We start from the raw sequence: 19,774 nt of genomic DNA on the forward strand, positions 1-19,774 counted from the left end.
CTACGAATGGTCGACTTAGTTTTGGCGCGGCGGGATGAAGGTCGGTCCGACCGAGCGGATCGTCTTGTTGTCGGAAGGAGCGTCGGGAGTTGCAGCCGGCGCGCTCGGCGACGCCGGGGCCGGTGTGGTGTCGGCGCCGGTGGTGGCGACGGCTCCCTTCTTGGCGGGCACAGGCGCCGATTTCGCCTGCGGCCGCGACATTTTCTTCGATCCTTCCTCGGTGACGATGATGTCGCCCTGTTGCTCAGCGGCGGCCTTGTCGTCGACCGCCTTCAGCGCGTCGGACCAGGTTTGACCGGCGGCTTTGCAGGCGCAGGACGGATTGAATTCCTGCCGGAAGCGGAACGCATTCGGCGAGGACGTATAAGCCTGTCCGCTGACCGACACCGCCTGATTCATGTCCTCGCCGGGATTGCGATAGGCGTAAAGGTTGGCCTCGGTGGCCGGGCAGAGCGCCTTGCAGGTCTTCTCGTCATCGGCAAAACGCTGCGGCACAGTGGCAAACGAGATCGGGAAATAGCCGCCGTCGCAGGCGCGGACGCAGACGGTACGATAGGTGCCGGACGGCGCGCCGGCGTCGGGCGGGACCGGGCTGTAGTTATTGTTGCCGCCGAACAGGTTGTTCAGGAAATTGCCGGGGCCACTCTGTTGCTGTTGCAGCGCGTTGGCATATTGCTGCCCGCAATTGTTCTGGGCCAGCGCCATCAGAATCGACCGGCGCTGGTTTTCCCGTTCGCCACCGCCGAGGCCGGTGCGTAGGCGCTCGAGATTAGACGTGATCTGGTCGAGGTTTGCGCGCATCTGTTGAATTTGATTGTTCACCGGACCGCATTGCGCATTTTGACCGTTGAACAGCGAAAAGAAGCCGGAGCTGTCGCAGCCCATCCGCTTGGCCTGCAACGTGATGCGGTCCAGCTCCGCCTGTTGCCGGGCGGCGGAATCCTGGTAGCGGCGAATCTGCTCATCCTTGGCCGGATCACCGCTGCCGCCGCCGCGGTCGATGGTTGCCAATTGGGCTTCGAGCCGCGGGCACATCGGATTGGTCGCCGCGCCTTGCGGCAGGGGCGGCGGACTGGTCTGCGCAACGGCGTCGGCGCCAAACAACATGGCGGTGAGAAGCACCGCGCAAGCCGCAACCGATCTCGAACGGATAACAATCAATTTTTCAGGCATGTCCCGCCATCAGGGCAACTCCTGGTGTCCCATTCTGACAGGGCTACGCGGGAGGCTTGCAGCCCAAGTCCACGAAGAGACCAAGGCCGCGATGAGAAGATTTCCGGCGTCCTTTACCCGCTTCTCGGGGCGGCGTCACGTCGTTTCGGCGGCAATAGTGCGGTCGATTGGCGCGCTTGCCTCAATCTTGCCGGGTGGGGTTGGAACCGAGGTGTTCAGCGCTGGCAGGTGATGGCGATGTATTCGCCGCAACCTGAACGGCCGCAATTTTCGTGTTCCTTCGGCACCGAGCCGGTGATTTCGTCCGGATCGACCCGGCGATAGGACGAGGCCAGCGCGAAATTCCGCGACTGGCAATAGGACTGGGCGGCATGGGCGCCGCACTTCTCGCTCCTTGCAAGGCACTGGTCGACCCCGTAGCCGTCGGGTTGGTTGGCGATGATGAAAACCCGGCTGTCGGCCCACGCGGCCTGTGTGGCAAAAAGAGAGGCGCAGGCCAAAAGCGCTGAAAGGGATCGCATCGCTGCACCGCTGAAAATGGAAGGGGAATCGCCCGGCCATGATAGTCACGAAATGTAAATAATGATTAACCATCGGGCGGCGGTGGCTTGGTGGCCCAAACCGGCTTTTCTGAGGCCTTCCGCGCCATCCCCTTGACCGGTTCCGATCGTTGGCCCAAGGTATTTTTCATGAACGGTCTTCTCGCCATTTGTGGCATTTGCCGCGAGATTATGAGCTAGCAAATCGCTGGCTGAGGCCGTCTTTTCTCACACGAGATCATTGGACGCCCGGCCGGCAAGTGTCCCGGCTCTCGTATCTGCGTTCTGTTGCGGCGGGCTCGATTGGCGGATGCGAGGCCGAAAGGACACTTGCAAGAAATTAGACTTCTGGTGCCGCTTTTCGATTTGAAGTTCCTGATCGAATTCGCGGAGCTCCAAAGGAACTTCAAATTAGCGCCACCACTAGGTACGGGATTCCAATGGAACTGCGTCTCTACGATACCTTGACCAAAGAGAAGCGCGTTTTCACGCCGCTCGATCCCAATAACGTGCGCATGTATGTGTGCGGCCCGACCGTCTACGACTTCGCTCATATCGGCAATGCGCGCCCGGTTATCGTTTTCGATATTTTGTTTCGGCTGCTGCGGCATCTTTATGGCGCCGATCACGTCACCTATGTCCGCAACATCACCGACGTCGACGACAAGATCAACGACCGCGCCGCGCGGGATTTTCCCGGTCTGCCGCTGAACGAGGCGATCCGCAAAGTCACCGAGCAGACCGCCAATCAATTCCATGCGGATGTTGCCGGGCTCGGAAGTCTGCCGCCAACCCACGAGCCGCGCGCCACCGATTTCGTGCTGCCACGCACCGACGGCAAAGCCGATATGATAACGCTGATCCAGCAATTGATCGCGCGCGGCCATGCCTATGAAGCCGGCGGCGAGGTTCTGTTCGATGTGCAGTCCATGCCGGATTATGGCGCGCTGTCAGGCCGCAAGCTTGATGAGCAGTTGGCCGGTGCGCGCGTAGCGGTTGACGCCCACAAGAAAAATCCTGCCGACTTCGTGCTGTGGAAACAATCTTCGAAAGACGAGCCGGGTTGGGACAGCCCATGGGGCAGGGGGCGCCCCGGCTGGCACATCGAGTGCTCGGCGATGAGTGCGGCCTATCTCGGCAATGTATTCGATATTCACGGCGGCGGCCTCGATTTGATCTTTCCGCACCACGAAAACGAAATCGCGCAATCGCGCTGCGCGCACGGCACGGCCACGATGGCCAATTACTGGATGCACAACGGCTTCCTCGAAGTCGAGGGAGCGAAGATGTCAAAGTCGCTCGGCAACTTCGTTACAATCAGCGAATTGCTGAACGATTGGCCCGGCGAAGCACTGCGTCTTAACATGTTGAAGACGCATTATCGCTCGCCGATTGATTGGACGCTCAAGGGTCTTGAGGAAAGCAAGAGAGTTATCGATTCCTGGTACGATATCGTTGGCGATGATACGCAGGCATCGGGTATAGCCGATGATGGAGTCGTTTCGTTGCTGAGCGATGACCTCAACACCTCCGGCGTGATCACGCGTCTGCATGCGATCGCATCCGGCCGAGCGGGCGCTTCGGGAGCAGCCCTGATCGATAGCCAGCGGACACTCAAAGTATCGGCGATGCTGCTCGGATTGCTGGGCAAGACGAAACGGGAATACCTTGAAAGCAACCCCAAAGCTGTCACGGTGAACAAGGCTGTCGTCGATGCGCTCATTGCCGATCGCACCGCCGCTCGCGCGCGCAAGGATTTCAAGGAATCCGACCGCATTCGCGATGAGCTCGCGGCGATGGGCGTCCTGATCAAGGACTCCAAGGACGGCACGACGTGGGAGATCGCGCGATGAGTGCGCCGGCGCTGCGACCGTTCCTGCCTGCCGACACGCCAGTTCTCGCGGCGATCTTCGTTGCCAGCATCGAAGGCCTGACCGGTGACGACTATGGCGAGGCGCAGCAGGAAGCGTGGGCTGCCGTGGCCGACGACGAGGATGAATTCGGCAAACGGCTCGCTTCCGGGTTGACGCTGGTGGCAACACTGGACAGCTCTCCAGTGGGCTTTGCGGCATTGAAGGGCAAGGACCACGTCGATTTGCTCTATGTGCATCCCGGCGCGGTCGGGCAGGGCGTCGCCGCCATGCTGTGCGACGCGCTCGAAAAGCTGGCCGCTGCCCGCGGCGCTAAAAATCTCACCGTCGATGCCAGCGACAATGCCGCCGAGTTCTTCGCCAAACGAGGTTACGAGGCCCTGCAGCGCAACACAGTTTCGCTCAACGGAGAATGGCTCGCCAACACCACCATGCAGAAACCGCTTGGTGATGCCGGAGGGCCGAAATGACCCGCGAACGGCTTTATCTGTTCGACACCACGCTGCGTGACGGCGCGCAAACCAATGGCGTCGACTTCACGCTGCATGACAAGCAGTTGATCGCCAAGATGCTCGACGAACTCGGCCTCGACTATGTCGAGGGCGGCTATCCTGGCGCCAACCCGACCGACACCGAATTTTTCGCAAAGAAACCCAAGCTTGCCCATGCGCGCTTTACTGCCTTCGGCATGACACGCCGCCCCGGTCGTTCGGCGTCCAACGATCCCGGTCTTGCGGCGCTTCTGGAAGCGAAGGCGGATGCGATCTGCTTTGTCGCGAAGTCCTCCGCCTATCAGGTGCGGGTGGCGCTCGAGACCACCAACGAGGAAAATCTCGCCTCGATCGGCGACAGCGTGAAGGCTGCCAAAAAAGCCAGGCGGGAAGTGATGCTCGATTGCGAGCATTTTTTCGACGGCTATAAGGAAGATGCCGCGTTCGCGCTCGCTTGTGCGAAAACGGCCTACGATTCCGGCGCGCGTTGGGTGGTTCTGTGCGACACCAACGGCGGGACAATGCCGCATGAGGTCGAAGCGATCGTCGGCGAGGTCATCAAGCATATTCCCGGCGATCACGTCGGGATCCACGCCCATAACGATACCGAGCAGGCGGTGGCCAATTCGCTTGCCGCCGTGCGCGCCGGCGCGCGGCAGATTCAGGGCACGCTCAACGGTCTCGGCGAACGCTGCGGCAATGCCAACCTGTGCTCGCTGATCCCGACGTTGCGCCTGAAGAACGAATTTTCCGATCGTTTCGAGATCGGCGTGACCGACGGCAAGATGGCGACCTTGATGACGGTGTCGCGCACGCTCGACGACATGCTCAATCGCGCGCCCAATCGCCACGCGCCATATGTGGGCGAGAGCGCATTTGTCACCAAGACCGGCATTCACGCTTCCGCCGTGCTGAAAGATCCGCAGACCTACGAGCATGTTTTGCCCGAGGCGGTCGGGAACCACCGCAAAGTTTTGGTCTCCGATCAGGCCGGCCGCTCGAACGTCATCGCCGAACTCGACCGCGCCGGAATTCCTTATAACAAAAACGATCCGAAGTTGGCGCGTCTGGTCGAGGAATTGAAGGAGCGTGAGGCCGCGGGCTACGCCTATGAATCGGCCAATGCCTCGTTCGAACTATTGGCGCGGCGAACGCTCGGCCACGTTCCTGATTATTTCCGCGTCGAGCAATTCGACGTCAATGTCGAGCAGCGCTACAACGTCAACGGTCAGCGCATCACGGTGGCGATGGCCGTGGTGAAGGTCGATGTCGACGGCGAGAAATTGATCTCAGCGGCGGAGGGCAACGGCCCCGTCAACGCGCTCGACGTGGCGCTGCGCAAAGACCTCGGCAAGTTCCAGAAGTTCATCGAAGGCCTGAGGCTGATCGATTACCGGGTGCGTATCCTCAATGGCGGCACCGAGGCCGTGACGCGGGTATTGATCGAAAGCGCCGACGAAAAGGGCGAGAAGTGGACCACGGTCGGGGTATCGCCCAATATCATCGATGCCTCGTTCCAGGCGCTGATGGATTCGGTCATCTACAAGCTGGTGAAATCGGGCGCTGCGGCGTGAGGGTCCGTAACTCAATTTGATTGCTTCGCTTCGCTCGCGATGACAGCGTGGGGCTGCCATGATCGATCATATCTCCATCGGCGTCAGCGACCTCGAACGCTCGGCGCGTTTTTATGAAGCGACATTGGCGCCGCTCGGCCTGGCGAGGGTCGTGACACGGCCCGCCACGGTCGGCTTCGGCAGAGCCTATGCGGAATTCTGGATCAATTGGCGCCCTCGCATGACGCCCGTCGCGTCAGACACCGGCTGCCATATTTGCCTTCGGGTGAAATCGCCTCAGGAAGTCGATTCGTTTCATCAGGCGGCGCTCGGCGCCGGAGGCCAATCCGATGGCGCACCGGGTCTGCGCCCGCACGATCGCGTGCGATATTATGCAGCGTTCATCCGGGATCCCGATGGCAACCGGATCGAAGCCGTGACGTTTCTCGCCGAATAATGTCGTCGTTACAGACGCCGGGCGATCTCAGCGGGCATCGCCGCGGTGCCGTCAGGAGCATTCGCGGCAGCGGCTTGCAGCCGCGGCAGGATATCTTCAACCCGTTCGGCCTTGAGGATGTCGATCGAAAGCGTCGGCCGAATGAACTGAGTGGCGCGCATGTGGGCGAGCAGCGCCAGCAGAGGCTCCCAGAATCCGTCGATATTGGCGAGCAGCACTGGTTTCGAATGGCGCCCCAGCTGCTGCCAGGTGAGTTGTTCCACGAGTTCCTCGAGCGTACCGATGCCGCCGGGCAGGGCGACGAAGGCGTCCGAATGTTCGAACATCAGCCGTTTGCGCTCGTGCATGTCAGGCGTGACGATCATTTCCTGCACGCGCTTGAGCGCGTTTTCCTTTGCCGTCAGAAAGCCGGGGATGATCCCCGTCACCATGCCGCCATGGTCGAGCACCGAAGTGGCGACCGCGCCCATCATGCCGACGGAGCCACCGCCGTACACGAGGCGAATGCCGCCGTCGGCCAGCGCCTTGCCTAGTGCCTTGGCGGATTCCATGAATCGGGGGTTGGTGCCGGGGCCGGAGCCGCAATAAACGCAGACAGTTTTGATCGTGCTCATATCATTCATGTGGCATTGCAGCGTAAATCAGTCAAACCATAAAGGATTCGGCTGCCGAATAAAATTCCGGCAAGGCCCTAACATGACGGAAGAATTTAACTTCCGCGAGGGTGTACGTGAGGCATAAACGCTCTATATGACTGCCGAATGCGAGAAAATCTGAAAGAGCGCGTGCCGAATCGGTACGCCGTGCCGCGCCAGGCGGGGCCCGATGGCGCATCCTGAACCCGCCGCGGAAGCTCATCCGCCGACATCTCCTGATCCATCCTTGGGACAGGCCACTTTGGCCGGGACGCTTGCGCATCTATGGCCCTACATCTGGCCGGGTGACCGGGCCGATCTGAAGATGCGGGTGGTCTGGTCGGTGGTGTTGCTGCTGGTCGCCAAGCTTGCCACGCTCGCGGTTCCCTTCACCTTCAAATGGGCGACCGATGCCCTGACCGGGTCTGACACAGCGCCGGTGCAAGCCTCGAACTGGGCGCTGTGGGTCGTTGCCTCGCCGATCGTCATGACGCTGGGCTACGGCGGCTTGCGCGTGCTGATGGGGATATTCACCCAGTGGCGCGACGGCATTTTCGCGCGCGTCGCCATGCACGCGGTGCGGAAACTCGCTTATCTTACTTTCGTTCACATGCACGAATTGTCGTTGCGTTTCCATCTGGAACGCAAGACCGGCGGATTGACGCGGGTGCTCGAGCGCGGCCGCAACGGCATCGAAACCATCGTGCGAATGGTGATCCTGCAACTGGTTCCGACCATCGTCGAGGTGACGCTCCTGATGGCGGTGCTGCTGTGGAAGTTCGACTGGCGCTACGTGCTGGCGACCCTGATCACGGTCGTGATCTATATGTACTACACTTATATCGCGACCGAGTGGCGGATCGGAATTCGTCGCAAGATGAACGATTCAGATACCGAGGCGAACACCAAGGCCATCGACTCGCTCCTCAACTACGAGACCGTGAAATATTTCAACTCGGAAGAGCGCGAGGCGGCGCGTTATGACCGTTCCATGGAGCGTTACGAGCAGGCCAGCGTGAAAGCCTATACGTCGCTTGCCGTGCTCAACACCGGCCAAGCGATCATTTTCACGGCCGGTCTCACCGCAACCATGGTGATGTGCGCGATCGGTGTACGCAGCGGACGCAACACGGTCGGTGATTTCGTGATGGTCAATGCCATGATGATCCAGCTCTACCAGCCGCTCAATTTCATGGGCATGGTGTATCGCGAGATCAAGCAGGCCATCATCGATATCGAGAAGATGTTCACTGTGCTGTCGCGCAATCCCGAGATCAAGGACATCCCGGGCGCAGTGCCGCTGATCGTGACCTCAGGCAACGTGCGCTTCGACAACGTGCAATTTTCCTACGAGCCCGACCGGCCGATCCTCAAAGGTCTCAGTTTCGAGGTGCCAGCCGGCAAGACGGTCGCCATCGTCGGCCCGTCGGGCGCCGGCAAGTCGACGATTTCACGTTTGCTGTTCCGCCTTTACGACGTTTCGAGCGGCCGGATCCTGATCGACGGTCAGGATATTCGCGATGTCACGCAGGCATCATTGCGCGCCTCGATCGGCATGGTGCCGCAGGATACGGTGCTGTTCAACGACACCATTCGCTACAACATTCGCTACGGCCGCTGGGAAGCGAGCGACGCGGAAGTGGAGGAGGCGGCGCAGCTCGCGCAGATCGACGGCTTCATCCGGATGTCGCCGAAGGGCTACGAGACGCAGGTCGGCGAGCGCGGCCTGAAATTGTCGGGCGGCGAGAAGCAGCGCGTTGCTATCGCGCGTACCGTTCTCAAAGCCCCGCCGATTCTTGTGCTGGACGAAGCGACATCGGCGCTCGACAGCCATACCGAGCGGGAAATTCAGGATGCGCTGGAGCGGGTGTCGCGCAACCGCACCTCGCTCGTGATCGCCCACCGGCTTTCCACGATTGTCACGGCCGACGAAATCATCGTGCTCGATCAGGGCCGCATCGCCGAGCGCGGCACGCACGGCCAGCTTTTGGCTACCGGCGGCCTTTATGCCAGTATGTGGAACCGGCAGCGCGAGGCCCAGGAGGCCCGCGAGAAGCTCGCGCGCATCGGCGACGAGAACGAAGCGCCGAACCGTGCGCCGCCGCCGGTCGACGATACGCTGGTGACGCCGGCCGCGGCGGAATGATCTCCATGCTTTCTCCCTTGCCAGGGAGACGGCGCAGCCCTAGTGAACATTGATGTCGATTGTCAATTCCATTCGCGCCCAGATTCCGCCTATTCACCCCGAGGGCTATCCCTTCATCGGCGGCTTTGCGCTCGCAAGCCTGGTCCTGTTCTGGCTATGGGCACCGCTGGGCTGGATCGGCACCGCACTGACGGTCTGGTGCGCGCTGTTCTTCCGTGATCCGGTGCGGGTGACGCCGGTGCGCGAAGGCATTGTGGTGGCGCCGGCCGACGGACGGATCTCGATGATCACGCGCGTCCTGCCGCCGGCCGAACTCGGACTTGGCGACCGGCCGCTGCAACGCATCTCCATCTTCATGAGCGTGTTCAACTGCCACGTGAACCGCAGCCCGGTCGCGGGAAGAATCGATCGCATCGCGTATCGCCCGGGCAAGTTCATCAACGCCGAACTCGACAAGGCGAGCGAAGACAACGAGCGCAATTCGCTGGTCATCTCGACCGCGAATGGACGCATCGGGGTGACCCAGATCGCCGGCCTCGTGGCACGGCGCATCGTGTCGTTCGTGCGGGAAGGGCAGACGATCGGCGCGGGCGAGCGCTTCGGGCTGATCCGTTTTGGCTCGCGCCTCGACGTTTATCTGCCGGAGGGAACGGGCCCGCTGGTCGCGGAAGGCCAAACCGCCATCGCCGGCGAGACCATTCTGGCCGATTTCAGGCTCGGCGATCCCGGGCGGACCTACCGCGGCGATTAACCAACGCGTGGTGAGGGTTGGCGGGCGAAGCTTGCGGGTGGCCCGCCGCATGGTGAAGTTGGCCGTGGCTTGCTATATGTGAGACGCTATGGCGATTGACCCCAAATATATCGAGCAGCGCCGCCGCCGGTTTCGCCCGATTCCGGTGCGGATGCTGGTCCCCAATTTCATCACGCTGCTGGCGATTTGCGCCGGGCTGACCGCGATCCGTCTGTCGACGGAGGGGCGAATGGAACTGGCGGTGGCGGCGATCGTGTTTGCCGCCTTGCTCGACGGCATCGACGGCCGCGTTGCGCGCATGATCAAGGGGCAGTCGAAGTTCGGCGCCGAACTCGACAGTCTTGCCGACTTCGTCAATTTCGGCGTGGCGCCTGGCCTCATCCTTTATTTCTGGCAGTTGCACGAACTGAAAGATGGCGGCTGGATCGCGGCGATGATCTTTGCCATCAGCGGCGGATTGAGGTTGGCGCGTTTCAACGCCACGATGGATGATCCGAACAAGCCGGCCTATGCGGCGAATTATTTCACCGGCGTTCCAGCGCCGGCGGGAGCTATCGCGGTCTTGCTGCCGATCTATCTGGCCTTCCTTGGGCTGCCGGCATGGCCGGCGATTTTGACCGCGGCCTATACGCTCGTCATCGGTTTCCTGATGGTCTCGCGGCTGCCGGTATTCTCGGGCAAGATGGTGCGCATGCGGGTGCCGCCGGAGATGGTGCTGCCGGTCTTTGTCTCGGTGGTGCTCTTTATCGCGCTTCTGATCGGGTATCCCTGGCATATCCTTTCAGCATGCACGTTGCTGTATCTTCTTAGCCTGCCGATCGGGTGGAAATCCTACCGCAACCACGAGCGCAAGGCGGAAGCGCAGACTGCGCCATCCGCACCGACTGTCGTTGTTTCTGATCCGCCTTCACCGTTTGTTTCAACGGTTGCCGACACACAGGATAACAGGCCCACCCGTCTGAACTGATTTTCATTAGGTGAAGTTGCCGGGCCTAATTGGCCGTGAGCGGACGATTGCGCTTTTGCCGATCGCGCGGGGGTCGGCTATATGGCAAGACGACTGGACGCACACATCGCGAAAAAAGCTGGAGAACGCCGTGACGAATTCCACCCCATTGCCCGCCGCCCTGCTTGAAGCCCTGGCGCGCTACGATACGCCGACGATCTGCAATGCGATGGAAGTGGTCGCGCCCGAGCGCCGCCTGATCGGCTACACGACCAAGCCGCTGGTCTGTCCGTTTCCAGATCTGCCGCCGATGGTTGGATACGCGCGAACCGTGACGATCCGCTCGGTGCTCAAGTCCCAGCTGCCGGCCGACGAGCAGTCGAAACGCCGCATCGCGTATTACGAATATATGGGCACCGGTTGGGGGCCGCGCATCACGGTAATCCAGGACATCGATGGTCCCGACGTCGGCTACGGTGCCTTCTGGGGCGAGGTGCAGAGCAATGTGCACAAGGCGCTCGGCTGTCTCGGTGTCATCACCGACGGCTCGATCCGCGACATCCCGCAATGGGCGCCGGGATTCCAGGCGCTGGCCGGCTCCGTCGGCCCGTCGCATGCGTGGGTTCATGCGGAAAATTTTGGCGGCGAAGTCCGCGTCGCCGGAATGACGGTGCGCTCAGATGATCTCATTCATGCCGACCAGCACGGCGCGATTGTGATCCCGCCCGATATCGCGCCGAAAATCCCCGAGGCGGCCGAACTGTGCGCTCGCCGCGAGACACCGATCCTTGAAATCGCGCGAAGCAAAGATTTCAGCCTCGAGAAGTTGAAAGAGGCGCTGAAGCGCTCGGCCGAAATTCACTGACCGGCGAGCCGCTGGAGTTTGGGATTTGACATTCCCAGGCCACGGCTGGCTGGGTCGAATGTCAAATCCACTCCATTAGCGCGACAACGCCACGTCCTGGCCGGCGGCGGTCTTGCCTTCAAAGCGATTGGGACCGGCAGGCGAAAACTGTGCGAGCGACTGCGCGTTGTGATCGCGCAGCGTTAATCCGGCCTGGCTATAGCTCCACTTTCTGCTGGTGAAGAAATTGAACGGACAACCGCCGCCGGGGGCAATCGTGCCCTCGGTGGCGTCCGGATTGCTGGCGCCGAACGTCATCGCGCACGACGTCGAGCCTGTGGCCGAAAGCGTCCATCGACCCGCCAGGTTTACCGGCGGCGGCTTGGCCGCAGGACCTGCTCCAGCGGCATTGGTGGCAGGCGGGTTGTCCGATCCACCGAGCGTCATGCGATCGCCGCCACAGCCCGCCAGCAACGAAACGCAGGCAATGACGGGCAGGGTGATGATACGGCAAGCCATGGTGTGCGGCATCGGAAAAATGAACGGCCAGTTATGGTTAGCAGAACGTTGATGCCGTGTCAGGGTAGCTGTATCGGCCTTGCCGAAGTCTGACGACGGACAACCACCGTATCTCTACGGTTTGCGACAGCAGCTATCTCAAAACGACTATCCTTTACGCGTCTTTAATGGCCGGCCCTTAGGGTTTGAGTTGCGTGGCTCGGAGGGGGTCGCGCGACCGTCCAGGACGGCCGGTCGTTCGCGTAGGGGTTGGAGTCTCCCATGGATATTATGACAGGCGCCGGACTGTTGTTCGGCATTATTGTCATCGCCACGATGGTGTTCATGGGCGGCGATCTGCACATGTTCGTCTCTGAACATGCCGTCATCATCATCTTCGGCGGCTCGATCGCTGCCACCATGATTCGATTCCCCCTCGGTGTGATGCTGCACGGCCTGCCGCTCGGCGCCAAATTCGCGTTCACGATGAGCCGGCTCGCGGCGCGCGACCTCGTGGACGAACTGGCCCGTATTGCCGAAATCGCCCGCAAACAGGGACCGGTCGGTCTGGAAAAGGTCGAGACCGACGAACCGTTCCTCGCCAAGGGAATCCGTTACATCGCCGACGGCTACGACATGGAATTCATTCGCGACAACCTTGAGCGCGACCGCGACAACTTCCTGATGCACCTCGATGAGGGCAGCAAGATCTACCGCGCCATCGGCGACTGCGCCCCGGCGTTCGGCATGATCGGTACGCTGATCGGCATGGTGCAGATGTTTGCGAACATGACCGACCCCTCCAAGCTCGGTCCCTTCATGGCGACCGCGCTGCTCGCGACCCTTTACGGCGCGCTGGTCGCGAACCTGTTCTGTCTGCCGATCGCCGACAAGCTTCACGGCAAGCTGCTCGACGAGGAGACCAACCGTACCCTGATCATTGACGGCATTCTGATGATCCGGGATTCCAAGTCGCCGACGTTGGTGCGCGAAATGCTTCTGGCTTACCTGCCGGAAAAGCACCGCCACACCGAGGGCGAAGAGGCGCACGCTTAGGCTCGCGGATCGGCTGGCGGAAAATCAAACATGGCCAAGAAAAAACGCGGCGACGCACATGGCGGAGGACACGGTTGGTTCGTGACCTTCGCGGACCTGATGGGTCTGATGATGAGCTTCTTCGTGATGCTCGTGGCGTTTTCCACCATGGACAACAACAAGCTCAAGATCGTAGCCGGTTCGATGCGCGATGCTTTCGGCGTGCAGACCGAAGCGCGCTACTCCGGCATCATCGAATCCGATGGCCTGCCGACGCGCCCCAAGCTGAAGAACGTCGACCATATCTCGCCTGAGGAATCTTCCAACACGCCGACCCCGGATCAGCAGGATCGAAAACAGATTGCCGGCGCCCAGCTGAAAATCGATCGCGAATTCGCGCTCGCCTCGGCGTCGCTGCGGCAGGCATTGCAGGACATGCCGGAGATGACCGAAATCTCCAAGCACATCATGTTCGAGGAAACCAAAGAGGGCCTCAACCTCGAGATCGTCGATCAGGACGGCCGCTCGATGTTCGCTGAGGGGTCGAAGGTGCCTTACGAGCGGACGCGCCGGCTGATTCAGAAGCTTGCCGCCCCGTTGAAGGCGACGCCTCTGCGGGTGGCGATCGCCGGTCACACGTCGGCCGGTTATATTCCGACCCGAAGCGATTATGACGCCTTTGATCTCTCGGCCGACCGGGCCAACGCCGTGCGCCAGATCCTCGAACGGGAAGGGCTGCCGCCCGCCCACGTCTTCGCCGTCTCGGGCAAGGCCGATACCCTGCCGCTGTTTCCGGACGACCCCTCGCTGTCGGCGAACCGCCGGGTAACGATTACGCTGATGCGCGAAAATCCGCCGGTGCCGCCCGGAATGACGCCCTAAACTTAACTACCATGATACCGGAATCCGCGCTTAAACGGGCCGATCCGGCAACTGCAAAATTTGCATGCCGTGGGTCTAAAATCAGGCTAGGCTCTGCTTCGAGCGCAGGGCTATAAGCCGCCTCGCTTTGCGATTGCGCGGTGAAGCAATTGCAGTGAAGCAGTTTGAGGCTCCCACCCTAATGACCAGTGATGTTGTAGCTCCCGCCCCGGAAACGACGGCGGCCAACGGGCGTGGCGAGGTCCATTCAACGGCCGGCCTGAAGGCCCTGCTGATCGGCAGCATCGGCGTCGTTTACGGGGATATCGGCACCAGCCCGCTTTATGCATTGCGCGAAGCGGTGGTTGCCGCCAGCGGGCCCTCGGGCACTGTCGATCCTGCGGCGGTGCTCGGCGTTGTGTCCCTGATCCTGTGGGCCCTGATCGTCGTCGTGACGATGAAATATGTCGTCATCCTGCTTCGCGCCGACAACCACGGCGAAGGCGGTACGCTGGCCTTGATGGCGCTCGCGCAGCGCGCGGTCAGCCGTGGCGCGTCCACCATCGTCCTGCTCGGCATTATCAGTGGTGCTCTATTTTACGGTGACGCGGTGATCACCCCGGCATTGTCGGTGCTGTCGGCGATCGAAGGCATCAAGCTCGTGACGTCGGCGTTCGATCCATACGTGGTGCCGCTCACCGTCCTGATCCTCCTGGTGCTGTTTGCCGCGCAGTCGCGCGGCACTGCCCATGTCGCGGCCTTTTTCGGACCGATCATGTGCGTCTGGTTCGCCGTTATCGCGATCGGGGCGATCATTCCGGTGATGAAGCATCCGGAAGTGTTTCTGGCGCTCAATCCCGTGCTGGCGGTCTCCTTCATGCTTCATCACGGCCTGATTGGTTTTGTGACGCTGGGCGCGGTGTTTCTGGCGGTTACCGGGGCGGAAGCGCTCTACGCCGATCTCGGTCATTTCGGCAAGCGGCCGATCCAGACGGCATGGCTTTCCATCGTATTGCCGTCGCTGGCGCTGAATTATCTGGGACAGGGCGCGCTGGTCATCGCCGATCCCAAGGCGATCGAAAATCCGTTCTTCCTGATGTTCCCGGATTGGGCGTTGATCCCGATGGTCGCGCTCGCCACCATTGCCACCGTAATCGCAAGCCAGGCGGTGATCACCGGCGCCTATTCGTTGACGCAACAGGCGATCCAACTCGGGCTGTTGCCGAGATTTGAAATCAGGCACACGTCTGAATCGCAGTTTGGACAGATCTACATTCCGCGCATCAACATGCTGCTTTTTATCGCGGTGGTGCTGCTGGTCGTCATGTTCCGCTCGTCGAGCGCGCTTGCTTCGGCCTACGGCATCTCGGTGACCGGCACCATGGTGGTCACCGGCATGATGGGATTCGTCGTGGTGTGGAAGGTATGGAAGTGGTCGCCGATCGCCGCCGCCGCGCTGATTGCACCGTTTCTGTTTCTCGATTTGACGTTCCTTGCCGCAAATCTTCTCAAGGTGCTGGAAGGCGGCTGGGTTCCGCTGGCGCTCGGCTCGATCGTCATGCTGCTGATGTATACGTGGCGTCGCGGCAGCAGGCTGTTGTTCGAGAAATCTCGCAAGCTTGAATTCCCGCTGGCCGACCTGGTGGCGATGCTGGAGAAACGGCCGCCGCAGCGCGTTCCCGGCACCGCCGTTTTCCTCACCAGCGACCCTGTCAGCGCGCCGACCGCGCTGATGCATAGTTTAAAACACTACAAAGTGCTGCACGAGAAGAACGTCATTCTCACCATCGAGGCCGCGCCAACCCCGCGCGTCGATCCATCGGAACGCGTCAGACTGGAGCAGGTGAGCAATACCTTTACCAAGGTCACGCTGCGGTTCGGCTTCATGGAGTCGCCGAATGTGCCGAAGGCGCTGGCGATTGCGCGTAAACTCGGCTGGCAATTCGACATCATGTCGACGTCCTTCTTCCTGTCCCGCCGCGCGCTCAAACCCGCCGCGCATTCCGGAATGCCGCGCTGGCAGGATCATCTCTTCATCGCGCTGAGCCGCACCGCCAACGATGCGACCGATTACTTCCAGATTCCGAGCGGTCGCGTGGTCGAAGTGGGAACGCAGGTCACCATTTGAGCCGGGGGCGTCGGCAATTTGTGTTGCCGGGTGCTTGATTTTCCTTTTGCTAATGTGGTGGATTTGACGACCGAGTAGCAGGCGTTCGAGTGGAGGAAGTGGGTGACGGAGCAAGGGCATCAGGTTCACGATTTGGCGGCCGAAGACGTATCGCGCGGCATGGCCGAGGGGCGCTATCTCCTGGTCGACGTGCGTGAGCCCAATGAAGTAGCGTTCGATGCCTATCCCGGCGCGGTCGTGGTGCCGCTGTCGAGCTTCGATCCGCAAGTCATTCCCGACCCGAAGGGCAAACAGGTGGTGTTTGCCTGCAGGTCCGGCAAACGATCGGTGACCGCGTCGCTGGCGGCACAGGCTGCCGGGCTTCCTTACGACAAGCATCTCGCGGGCGGGATGCTGGCCTGGAAGGGCGCAGGTTTGCCGACTAATTCGGGCGGCTGATCGTTCCCATGATTTCCCTGAACAAGGTTTTTGGCGATCTGCCGGTCACCGTCTTCGAGGCGATGTCGCAGCTTGCCCGCGACAACAACGCCATCAATCTCGGTCAGGGCTTTCCGGACGATCCCGGTCCGGAGGACATCCGAAAAGCGGCGGCTGACGCTGTCATGAACGGCAACAACCAATACCCCTCGATGATGGGTATTCCGGAGTTGCGGCAGGCGATCTCGGCCCATTATCGGCGCTGGCACGACCTCGAGCTCGATCCGATGACCGAGGTGATGGTGACGTCAGGCGGCACCGAGGCGTTGACCTCGGCCATCCTGGCGGTGGTCGAGCCCGGCGACGAGGTGGTCGTCTTCCAGCCGGTCTATGATTCCTATCTGCCGATCATTCGCCAGGCCGGTGGCATTGCGCGTCTGGTTCGGCTTGAACCGCCGCATTGGCGGTTGAGCGAGGAGGCGCTGCGCGGCGTCTTCACCCACAAGACCAAGGCGGTTCTGTTCAATAATCCGCTCAACCCGGCGGCGGTCGTCTATCCGCGCGAAGACCTCGAATTGCTGGCGCGCTTCTGTCAGGAATTCGACACGGTCGCGATCTGCGACGAGGTCTGGGAGCACGTGATCTTCGACGAGCGGGCGCATATCCCGCTGATCACCATTCCCGGTATGCGCGATCGCACGATCAAGGTCGGCTCCGCGGGCAAGATATTTTCGCTGACGGGCTGGAAGATCGGCTTCGTCTGCGCCGCGCCGCCGCTGCTGCGCGTCGCCGCCAAGGTGCACCAGTTCCTCACCTTCACCACCGCGCCGAACCTACAGGTCGCGGTCGCTTACGGTCTCGGCAAGCCGGACGAGTATTTTCACCAGATGCGCAAGGATCTCGCGCGTAGCCGCGACCGGCTGACCAGCGGGTTGGAAAGCCTCGGCTTTCCGGTGCTGCCCTCGCAGGGAACATACTTCCTCACCGTGGATCTGTCGCCGCTGGGTTTGAACGAAACTGATGAGGCGTTCTGCAAGCGCATCGTCACCGACTACAAGGTTGCGGCGATTCCGGTGTCGGCCTTCTACGAACAAGACCCCGTGACGACGGTGGTGCGCTTCTGTTTTGCCAAGCGGGACGCAACGCTCGATACCGCGCTGGAGCGATTGTCCGACGCGGTGCATCGGCGATAGCGGAGACAGCGATGCCGTCTCATTTGCGCGTCGTGTCCCAAATCCGGTTGACGATGGTGGTTGCGCTCCTGGTTTTACCGGCATGCGCAAAAGCTGCGGACCGCACGGTCAATTTCTACAATTGGTCAAGCTATATGGCGCCGGGCGTGCTGGAGGACTTCACCCACGAGACCGGCATCAAGGTCGTCTACGACACCTTCGATGCCAATGAGACGCTGGAAACGCGGCTTCTGGCCGGCAAGTCCGGCTATGACGTGGTGGTGCCGACGGCCTATTTCCTGCAACGCCAGATCAAGGCCAGCGTCTTTCAGAAGCTCGACAAGTCGAAACTACCGAACCTTGCCAATGCGTGGGGCGTCGTGACCGCGCGGCTGTCGACTTACGATCCGGACAACCAATACGCCGCCAATTACATGTGGGGCACCACCGGTATTGGCTATAACGTCAAAATGGTCGAGACCATCCTCGGCCCCGGCGCTGTGATAGATAGCTGGGACATCATCTTCAAGCCGGAGAACCTTTCGAGGTTCAAGGATTGCGGCGTCCACATGCTGGACTCGCCGGACGATATTTTCCCTGCCGCGCTCAGCTATCTCGGGCTCGATCCGAATTCGACGAAGCAGGCCGATTTGGACAAGGCCGCCGATCTCGTCGGAAAAATCCGTCCCTATGTTCGCAAGTTTCATTCGTCGGAATATCTGAGTGCGCTCGCGACTGGCGAAATCTGTCTGGTGGTCGGCTGGTCGGGCGACATCTTGCAAGCCCGAAGCCGGGCGGCGGAAGCCAAGAACGGAGTTTCGGTCGGTTATGCGATCCCGAAAGAGGGCGCGCAAATGTTCTTCGATAATCTTTCGATTCCCGCCGACGCCAAGAACGTCAACGAAGCCTACGAGTTGATCAACTTCCTCTACCGACCCGACGTTGCCGCAAGGAATTCGAACTTTCTGTCTTACGCGAACGGAAATCTCGCCAGCCAAAAACTGCTCGATCCGAAAATTCTCGGCGACAAGAACATCTATCCGGACGATGCGATGCTGGCGAAGCTCTTTGTGATCACCGCGCGCGATCCGGCGACACAGCGCATCATCAACCGTCTCTGGACCAAGGTGAAGACGGGCCGTTAGACTTGTCATTCCGAGGCAATGCGCAGCATTGAACTACGATGTGCAATTGCACGAAAGGAGAATCGCGAGATTCCGGGTCTGGTCCTGCGGACCATCCCGGAATGCCTACTTTGTGCTACCGCCAGCGGCGGTGCAGCCACAGCCATTGATCCGGATATTCGCGAATCCATCCCTCGATCACCGAAGTGATGGCCTGCATGGTCTGCGGTACGTCGATTTGCCCCGACGCATCGCGTACCGGCGCAATCTCCTCCGAAAGTTCGGCGCGGAAGCGATCATTGGGCAGGCGGATGATGCGCGTGCCGTGGATCGGACAGTCGATTTGGCGCAACAGACGCGCCAGCGTCGGGTTGGCCTTGGTCTTTCGGCCGAAGAACGTTACTTCCACGCCATTGGTGAAATACTGGTCCACCAGCATCGCAACATGCTGGCCTCTGCGCAGCGCTTCCGCCATTTTTAACGGCGCGTCGCGGCCGGCGGGAATAAGCGTTCCCATTTTCACCGCGCGCAATTCTTCGATGATGCGATTGGCGGAGGCGCTGTTTGGCCGCCGAAACAGGATCGCGGCGTCCAGCCCATGTGCGACCGCGGCCACCGCCGGTAATTCCCAGTTGCCAAGATGGGCTGCGAAAATCAGCGCGGGTTTACCTGACAGGCGAAGCTGGGCGAACAGCTCATGTGTACGCGGCCCGATTTCGATTCGGCTCTTTTCCGGAAAAGCCGGGTCGTGCTCCCAGATATGATCGAGATGGGCAAACTCGGCTCCCAACCGCCCGAGATTGTCCCAGACGCCGGTCAAAATGGTCTCGATCTCTTCCGGCGATTTTTCCGGGAAGGCCGCCGTCAGATTGGCGCGGCCGATCCGCTGCTCGCGGGTGAAGGGGCCGATCAGGCGGGTGACGCGGCCGAGAAAGTTGGCGGTCTTGATCGGATCGAAATAGCGCGCGGTACGCAGCAGGACGATGGTCGTGGCTCCGACCATGCCATCGACGATCAACCTGATCGCGTCGCGAATTCGAGCTTTGGCGCGAAGCAGCAGAGGGTGCATTGGGGTCAACGATGATCAGACCGGAAGCTGCCGGCCGTAGCGTCCAGTGCTGGACGAAAGCGGT

Annotated in this window: 19 protein-coding genes; 14 read left to right on the forward strand and 5 right to left on the reverse strand. The window is 61.0% G+C overall.

The features are described 5' to 3' along the window. Nucleotides 1–15: 15 nt before the first annotated feature. Both ABSE61_RS15890 and ABSE61_RS15895 read right to left on the reverse strand, forming a co-directional pair. Nucleotides 16–1,173 (reverse strand): DUF2865 domain-containing protein, encoded by a 1,158-nt coding sequence (locus tag ABSE61_RS15890; protein ID WP_423872079.1) that lies wholly within the window; start codon nt 1,171–1,173, stop codon nt 16–18. 215 nt (nt 1,174–1,388) lie between these two features. Next, entirely contained in the window at nt 1,389–1,694 is a 306-nt protein-coding gene (locus ABSE61_RS15895; RefSeq protein ID WP_423872080.1) for a hypothetical protein, read from the reverse strand. A gap of 458 nt (nt 1,695–2,152) precedes the next feature. Between ABSE61_RS15895 and cysS the strand changes: the two genes are divergently transcribed. Genes cysS through ABSE61_RS15915 form a run of 4 tightly spaced genes read left to right on the forward strand, consistent with a single transcriptional unit; the run spans nt 2,153 to nt 6,084 of the window. Continuing rightward, nucleotides 2,153–3,565 (forward strand): cysteine--tRNA ligase, encoded by a 1,413-nt coding sequence (gene cysS / locus ABSE61_RS15900; protein ID WP_423872081.1) that lies wholly within the window; start codon nt 2,153–2,155, stop codon nt 3,563–3,565. Beyond that, nucleotides 3,562–4,053: a GNAT family N-acetyltransferase gene (locus tag ABSE61_RS15905; RefSeq protein WP_423872082.1), complete on the forward strand. Its 492-nt coding sequence runs from the start codon at nt 3,562–3,564 to the stop codon at nt 4,051–4,053. The genes cysS and ABSE61_RS15905 overlap by 4 nt, the downstream gene beginning before the upstream one ends. Beyond that, nucleotides 4,050–5,648 carry a citramalate synthase gene (gene cimA / locus ABSE61_RS15910; protein WP_423872083.1) on the forward strand — a complete coding sequence of 533 codons (1,599 nt, stop codon included), beginning with the start codon at nt 4,050–4,052 and terminating at the stop codon, nt 5,646–5,648. The genes ABSE61_RS15905 and cimA overlap by 4 nt, the downstream gene beginning before the upstream one ends. A gap of 58 nt (nt 5,649–5,706) precedes the next feature. Beyond that, nucleotides 5,707–6,084, forward strand: a complete 378-nt coding sequence (locus ABSE61_RS15915) for a VOC family protein (RefSeq protein WP_423872084.1) — start codon at nt 5,707–5,709, stop codon at nt 6,082–6,084. A gap of 8 nt (nt 6,085–6,092) precedes the next feature. On the opposite strand, the gene ABSE61_RS15920 is transcribed toward ABSE61_RS15915, so the two are convergent. Then, nucleotides 6,093–6,698 carry an LOG family protein gene (locus ABSE61_RS15920; RefSeq protein ID WP_423872140.1) on the reverse strand — a complete coding sequence of 202 codons (606 nt, stop codon included), beginning with the start codon at nt 6,696–6,698 and terminating at the stop codon, nt 6,093–6,095. Between the two features lie 211 nt (nt 6,699–6,909). Here ABSE61_RS15920 and ABSE61_RS15925 point away from each other — a divergent pair, with 211 nt between their 5' ends. The 4 genes from ABSE61_RS15925 (at nt 6,910) to ABSE61_RS15940 (ending at nt 11,427) form a co-directional block, all read left to right on the forward strand. Beyond that, on the forward strand, nt 6,910–8,865 hold the full coding sequence (locus ABSE61_RS15925) for an ABCB family ABC transporter ATP-binding protein/permease (RefSeq protein WP_423872085.1): 1,956 nt from the start codon (nt 6,910–6,912) through the stop codon (nt 8,863–8,865). A gap of 52 nt (nt 8,866–8,917) precedes the next feature. Beyond that, nucleotides 8,918–9,616, forward strand: coding sequence for a phosphatidylserine decarboxylase (locus tag ABSE61_RS15930; protein WP_423872086.1), 699 nt, complete (start codon nt 8,918–8,920; stop codon nt 9,614–9,616). 88 nt (nt 9,617–9,704) lie between these two features. Beyond that, nucleotides 9,705–10,583: a CDP-diacylglycerol--serine O-phosphatidyltransferase gene (gene pssA, locus ABSE61_RS15935; RefSeq protein ID WP_423872087.1), complete on the forward strand. Its 879-nt coding sequence runs from the start codon at nt 9,705–9,707 to the stop codon at nt 10,581–10,583. Between the two features lie 130 nt (nt 10,584–10,713). Further along, nucleotides 10,714–11,427 (forward strand): RraA family protein, encoded by a 714-nt coding sequence (locus tag ABSE61_RS15940; protein WP_423872088.1) that lies wholly within the window; start codon nt 10,714–10,716, stop codon nt 11,425–11,427. Nucleotides 11,428–11,502: 75 nt separating this feature from the next. On the opposite strand, the gene ABSE61_RS15945 is transcribed toward ABSE61_RS15940, so the two are convergent. Next, nucleotides 11,503–11,925, reverse strand: coding sequence for an AprI/Inh family metalloprotease inhibitor (locus ABSE61_RS15945; protein WP_423872089.1), 423 nt, complete (start codon nt 11,923–11,925; stop codon nt 11,503–11,505). 261 nt (nt 11,926–12,186) lie between these two features. Here ABSE61_RS15945 and ABSE61_RS15950 point away from each other — a divergent pair, with 261 nt between their 5' ends. The 6 genes from ABSE61_RS15950 to ABSE61_RS15975 all read left to right on the forward strand — a co-directional run bounded on the left by ABSE61_RS15950 (nt 12,187) and on the right by ABSE61_RS15975 (nt 18,662). Continuing rightward, entirely contained in the window at nt 12,187–12,960 is a 774-nt protein-coding gene (locus ABSE61_RS15950; protein WP_423872090.1) for a motility protein A, read from the forward strand. 30 nt (nt 12,961–12,990) lie between these two features. After that, nucleotides 12,991–13,821, forward strand: coding sequence for a flagellar motor protein MotB (locus ABSE61_RS15955; RefSeq protein ID WP_423872091.1), 831 nt, complete (start codon nt 12,991–12,993; stop codon nt 13,819–13,821). A gap of 181 nt (nt 13,822–14,002) precedes the next feature. Beyond that, complete coding sequence (locus ABSE61_RS15960) at nt 14,003–15,928, forward strand: potassium transporter Kup (protein WP_423872092.1); 1,926 nt, start codon at nt 14,003–14,005, stop codon at nt 15,926–15,928. Between the two features lie 102 nt (nt 15,929–16,030). Continuing rightward, the gene (locus tag ABSE61_RS15965) at nt 16,031–16,366 is read left to right on the forward strand and encodes a rhodanese-like domain-containing protein (protein ID WP_423872093.1); all 336 of its coding nucleotides are present in this window, start codon (nt 16,031–16,033) and stop codon (nt 16,364–16,366) included. 8 nt (nt 16,367–16,374) lie between these two features. Next, the gene (locus tag ABSE61_RS15970) at nt 16,375–17,538 is read left to right on the forward strand and encodes an aminotransferase (protein ID WP_423872094.1); all 1,164 of its coding nucleotides are present in this window, start codon (nt 16,375–16,377) and stop codon (nt 17,536–17,538) included. An 11-nt stretch (nt 17,539–17,549) separates the two neighbouring features. Continuing rightward, entirely contained in the window at nt 17,550–18,662 is a 1,113-nt protein-coding gene (locus ABSE61_RS15975) for a polyamine ABC transporter substrate-binding protein (protein ID WP_423872095.1), read from the forward strand. Nucleotides 18,663–18,777: 115 nt separating this feature from the next. Here the strand turns inward: ABSE61_RS15975 and ABSE61_RS15980 are convergent, their stop codons facing one another. Further along, a complete protein-coding gene (locus ABSE61_RS15980) occupies nt 18,778–19,710 on the reverse strand; it encodes a lipid A biosynthesis lauroyl acyltransferase (RefSeq protein WP_423872096.1) in 933 nt (310 codons plus the stop codon). Nucleotides 19,711–19,774 lie beyond the last annotated feature (64 nt).

It is taken from the genome of Bradyrhizobium sp. (genome assembly GCF_049519115.1).
Taxonomy (GTDB): Bacteria; Pseudomonadota; Alphaproteobacteria; order Rhizobiales; family Xanthobacteraceae; genus Bradyrhizobium.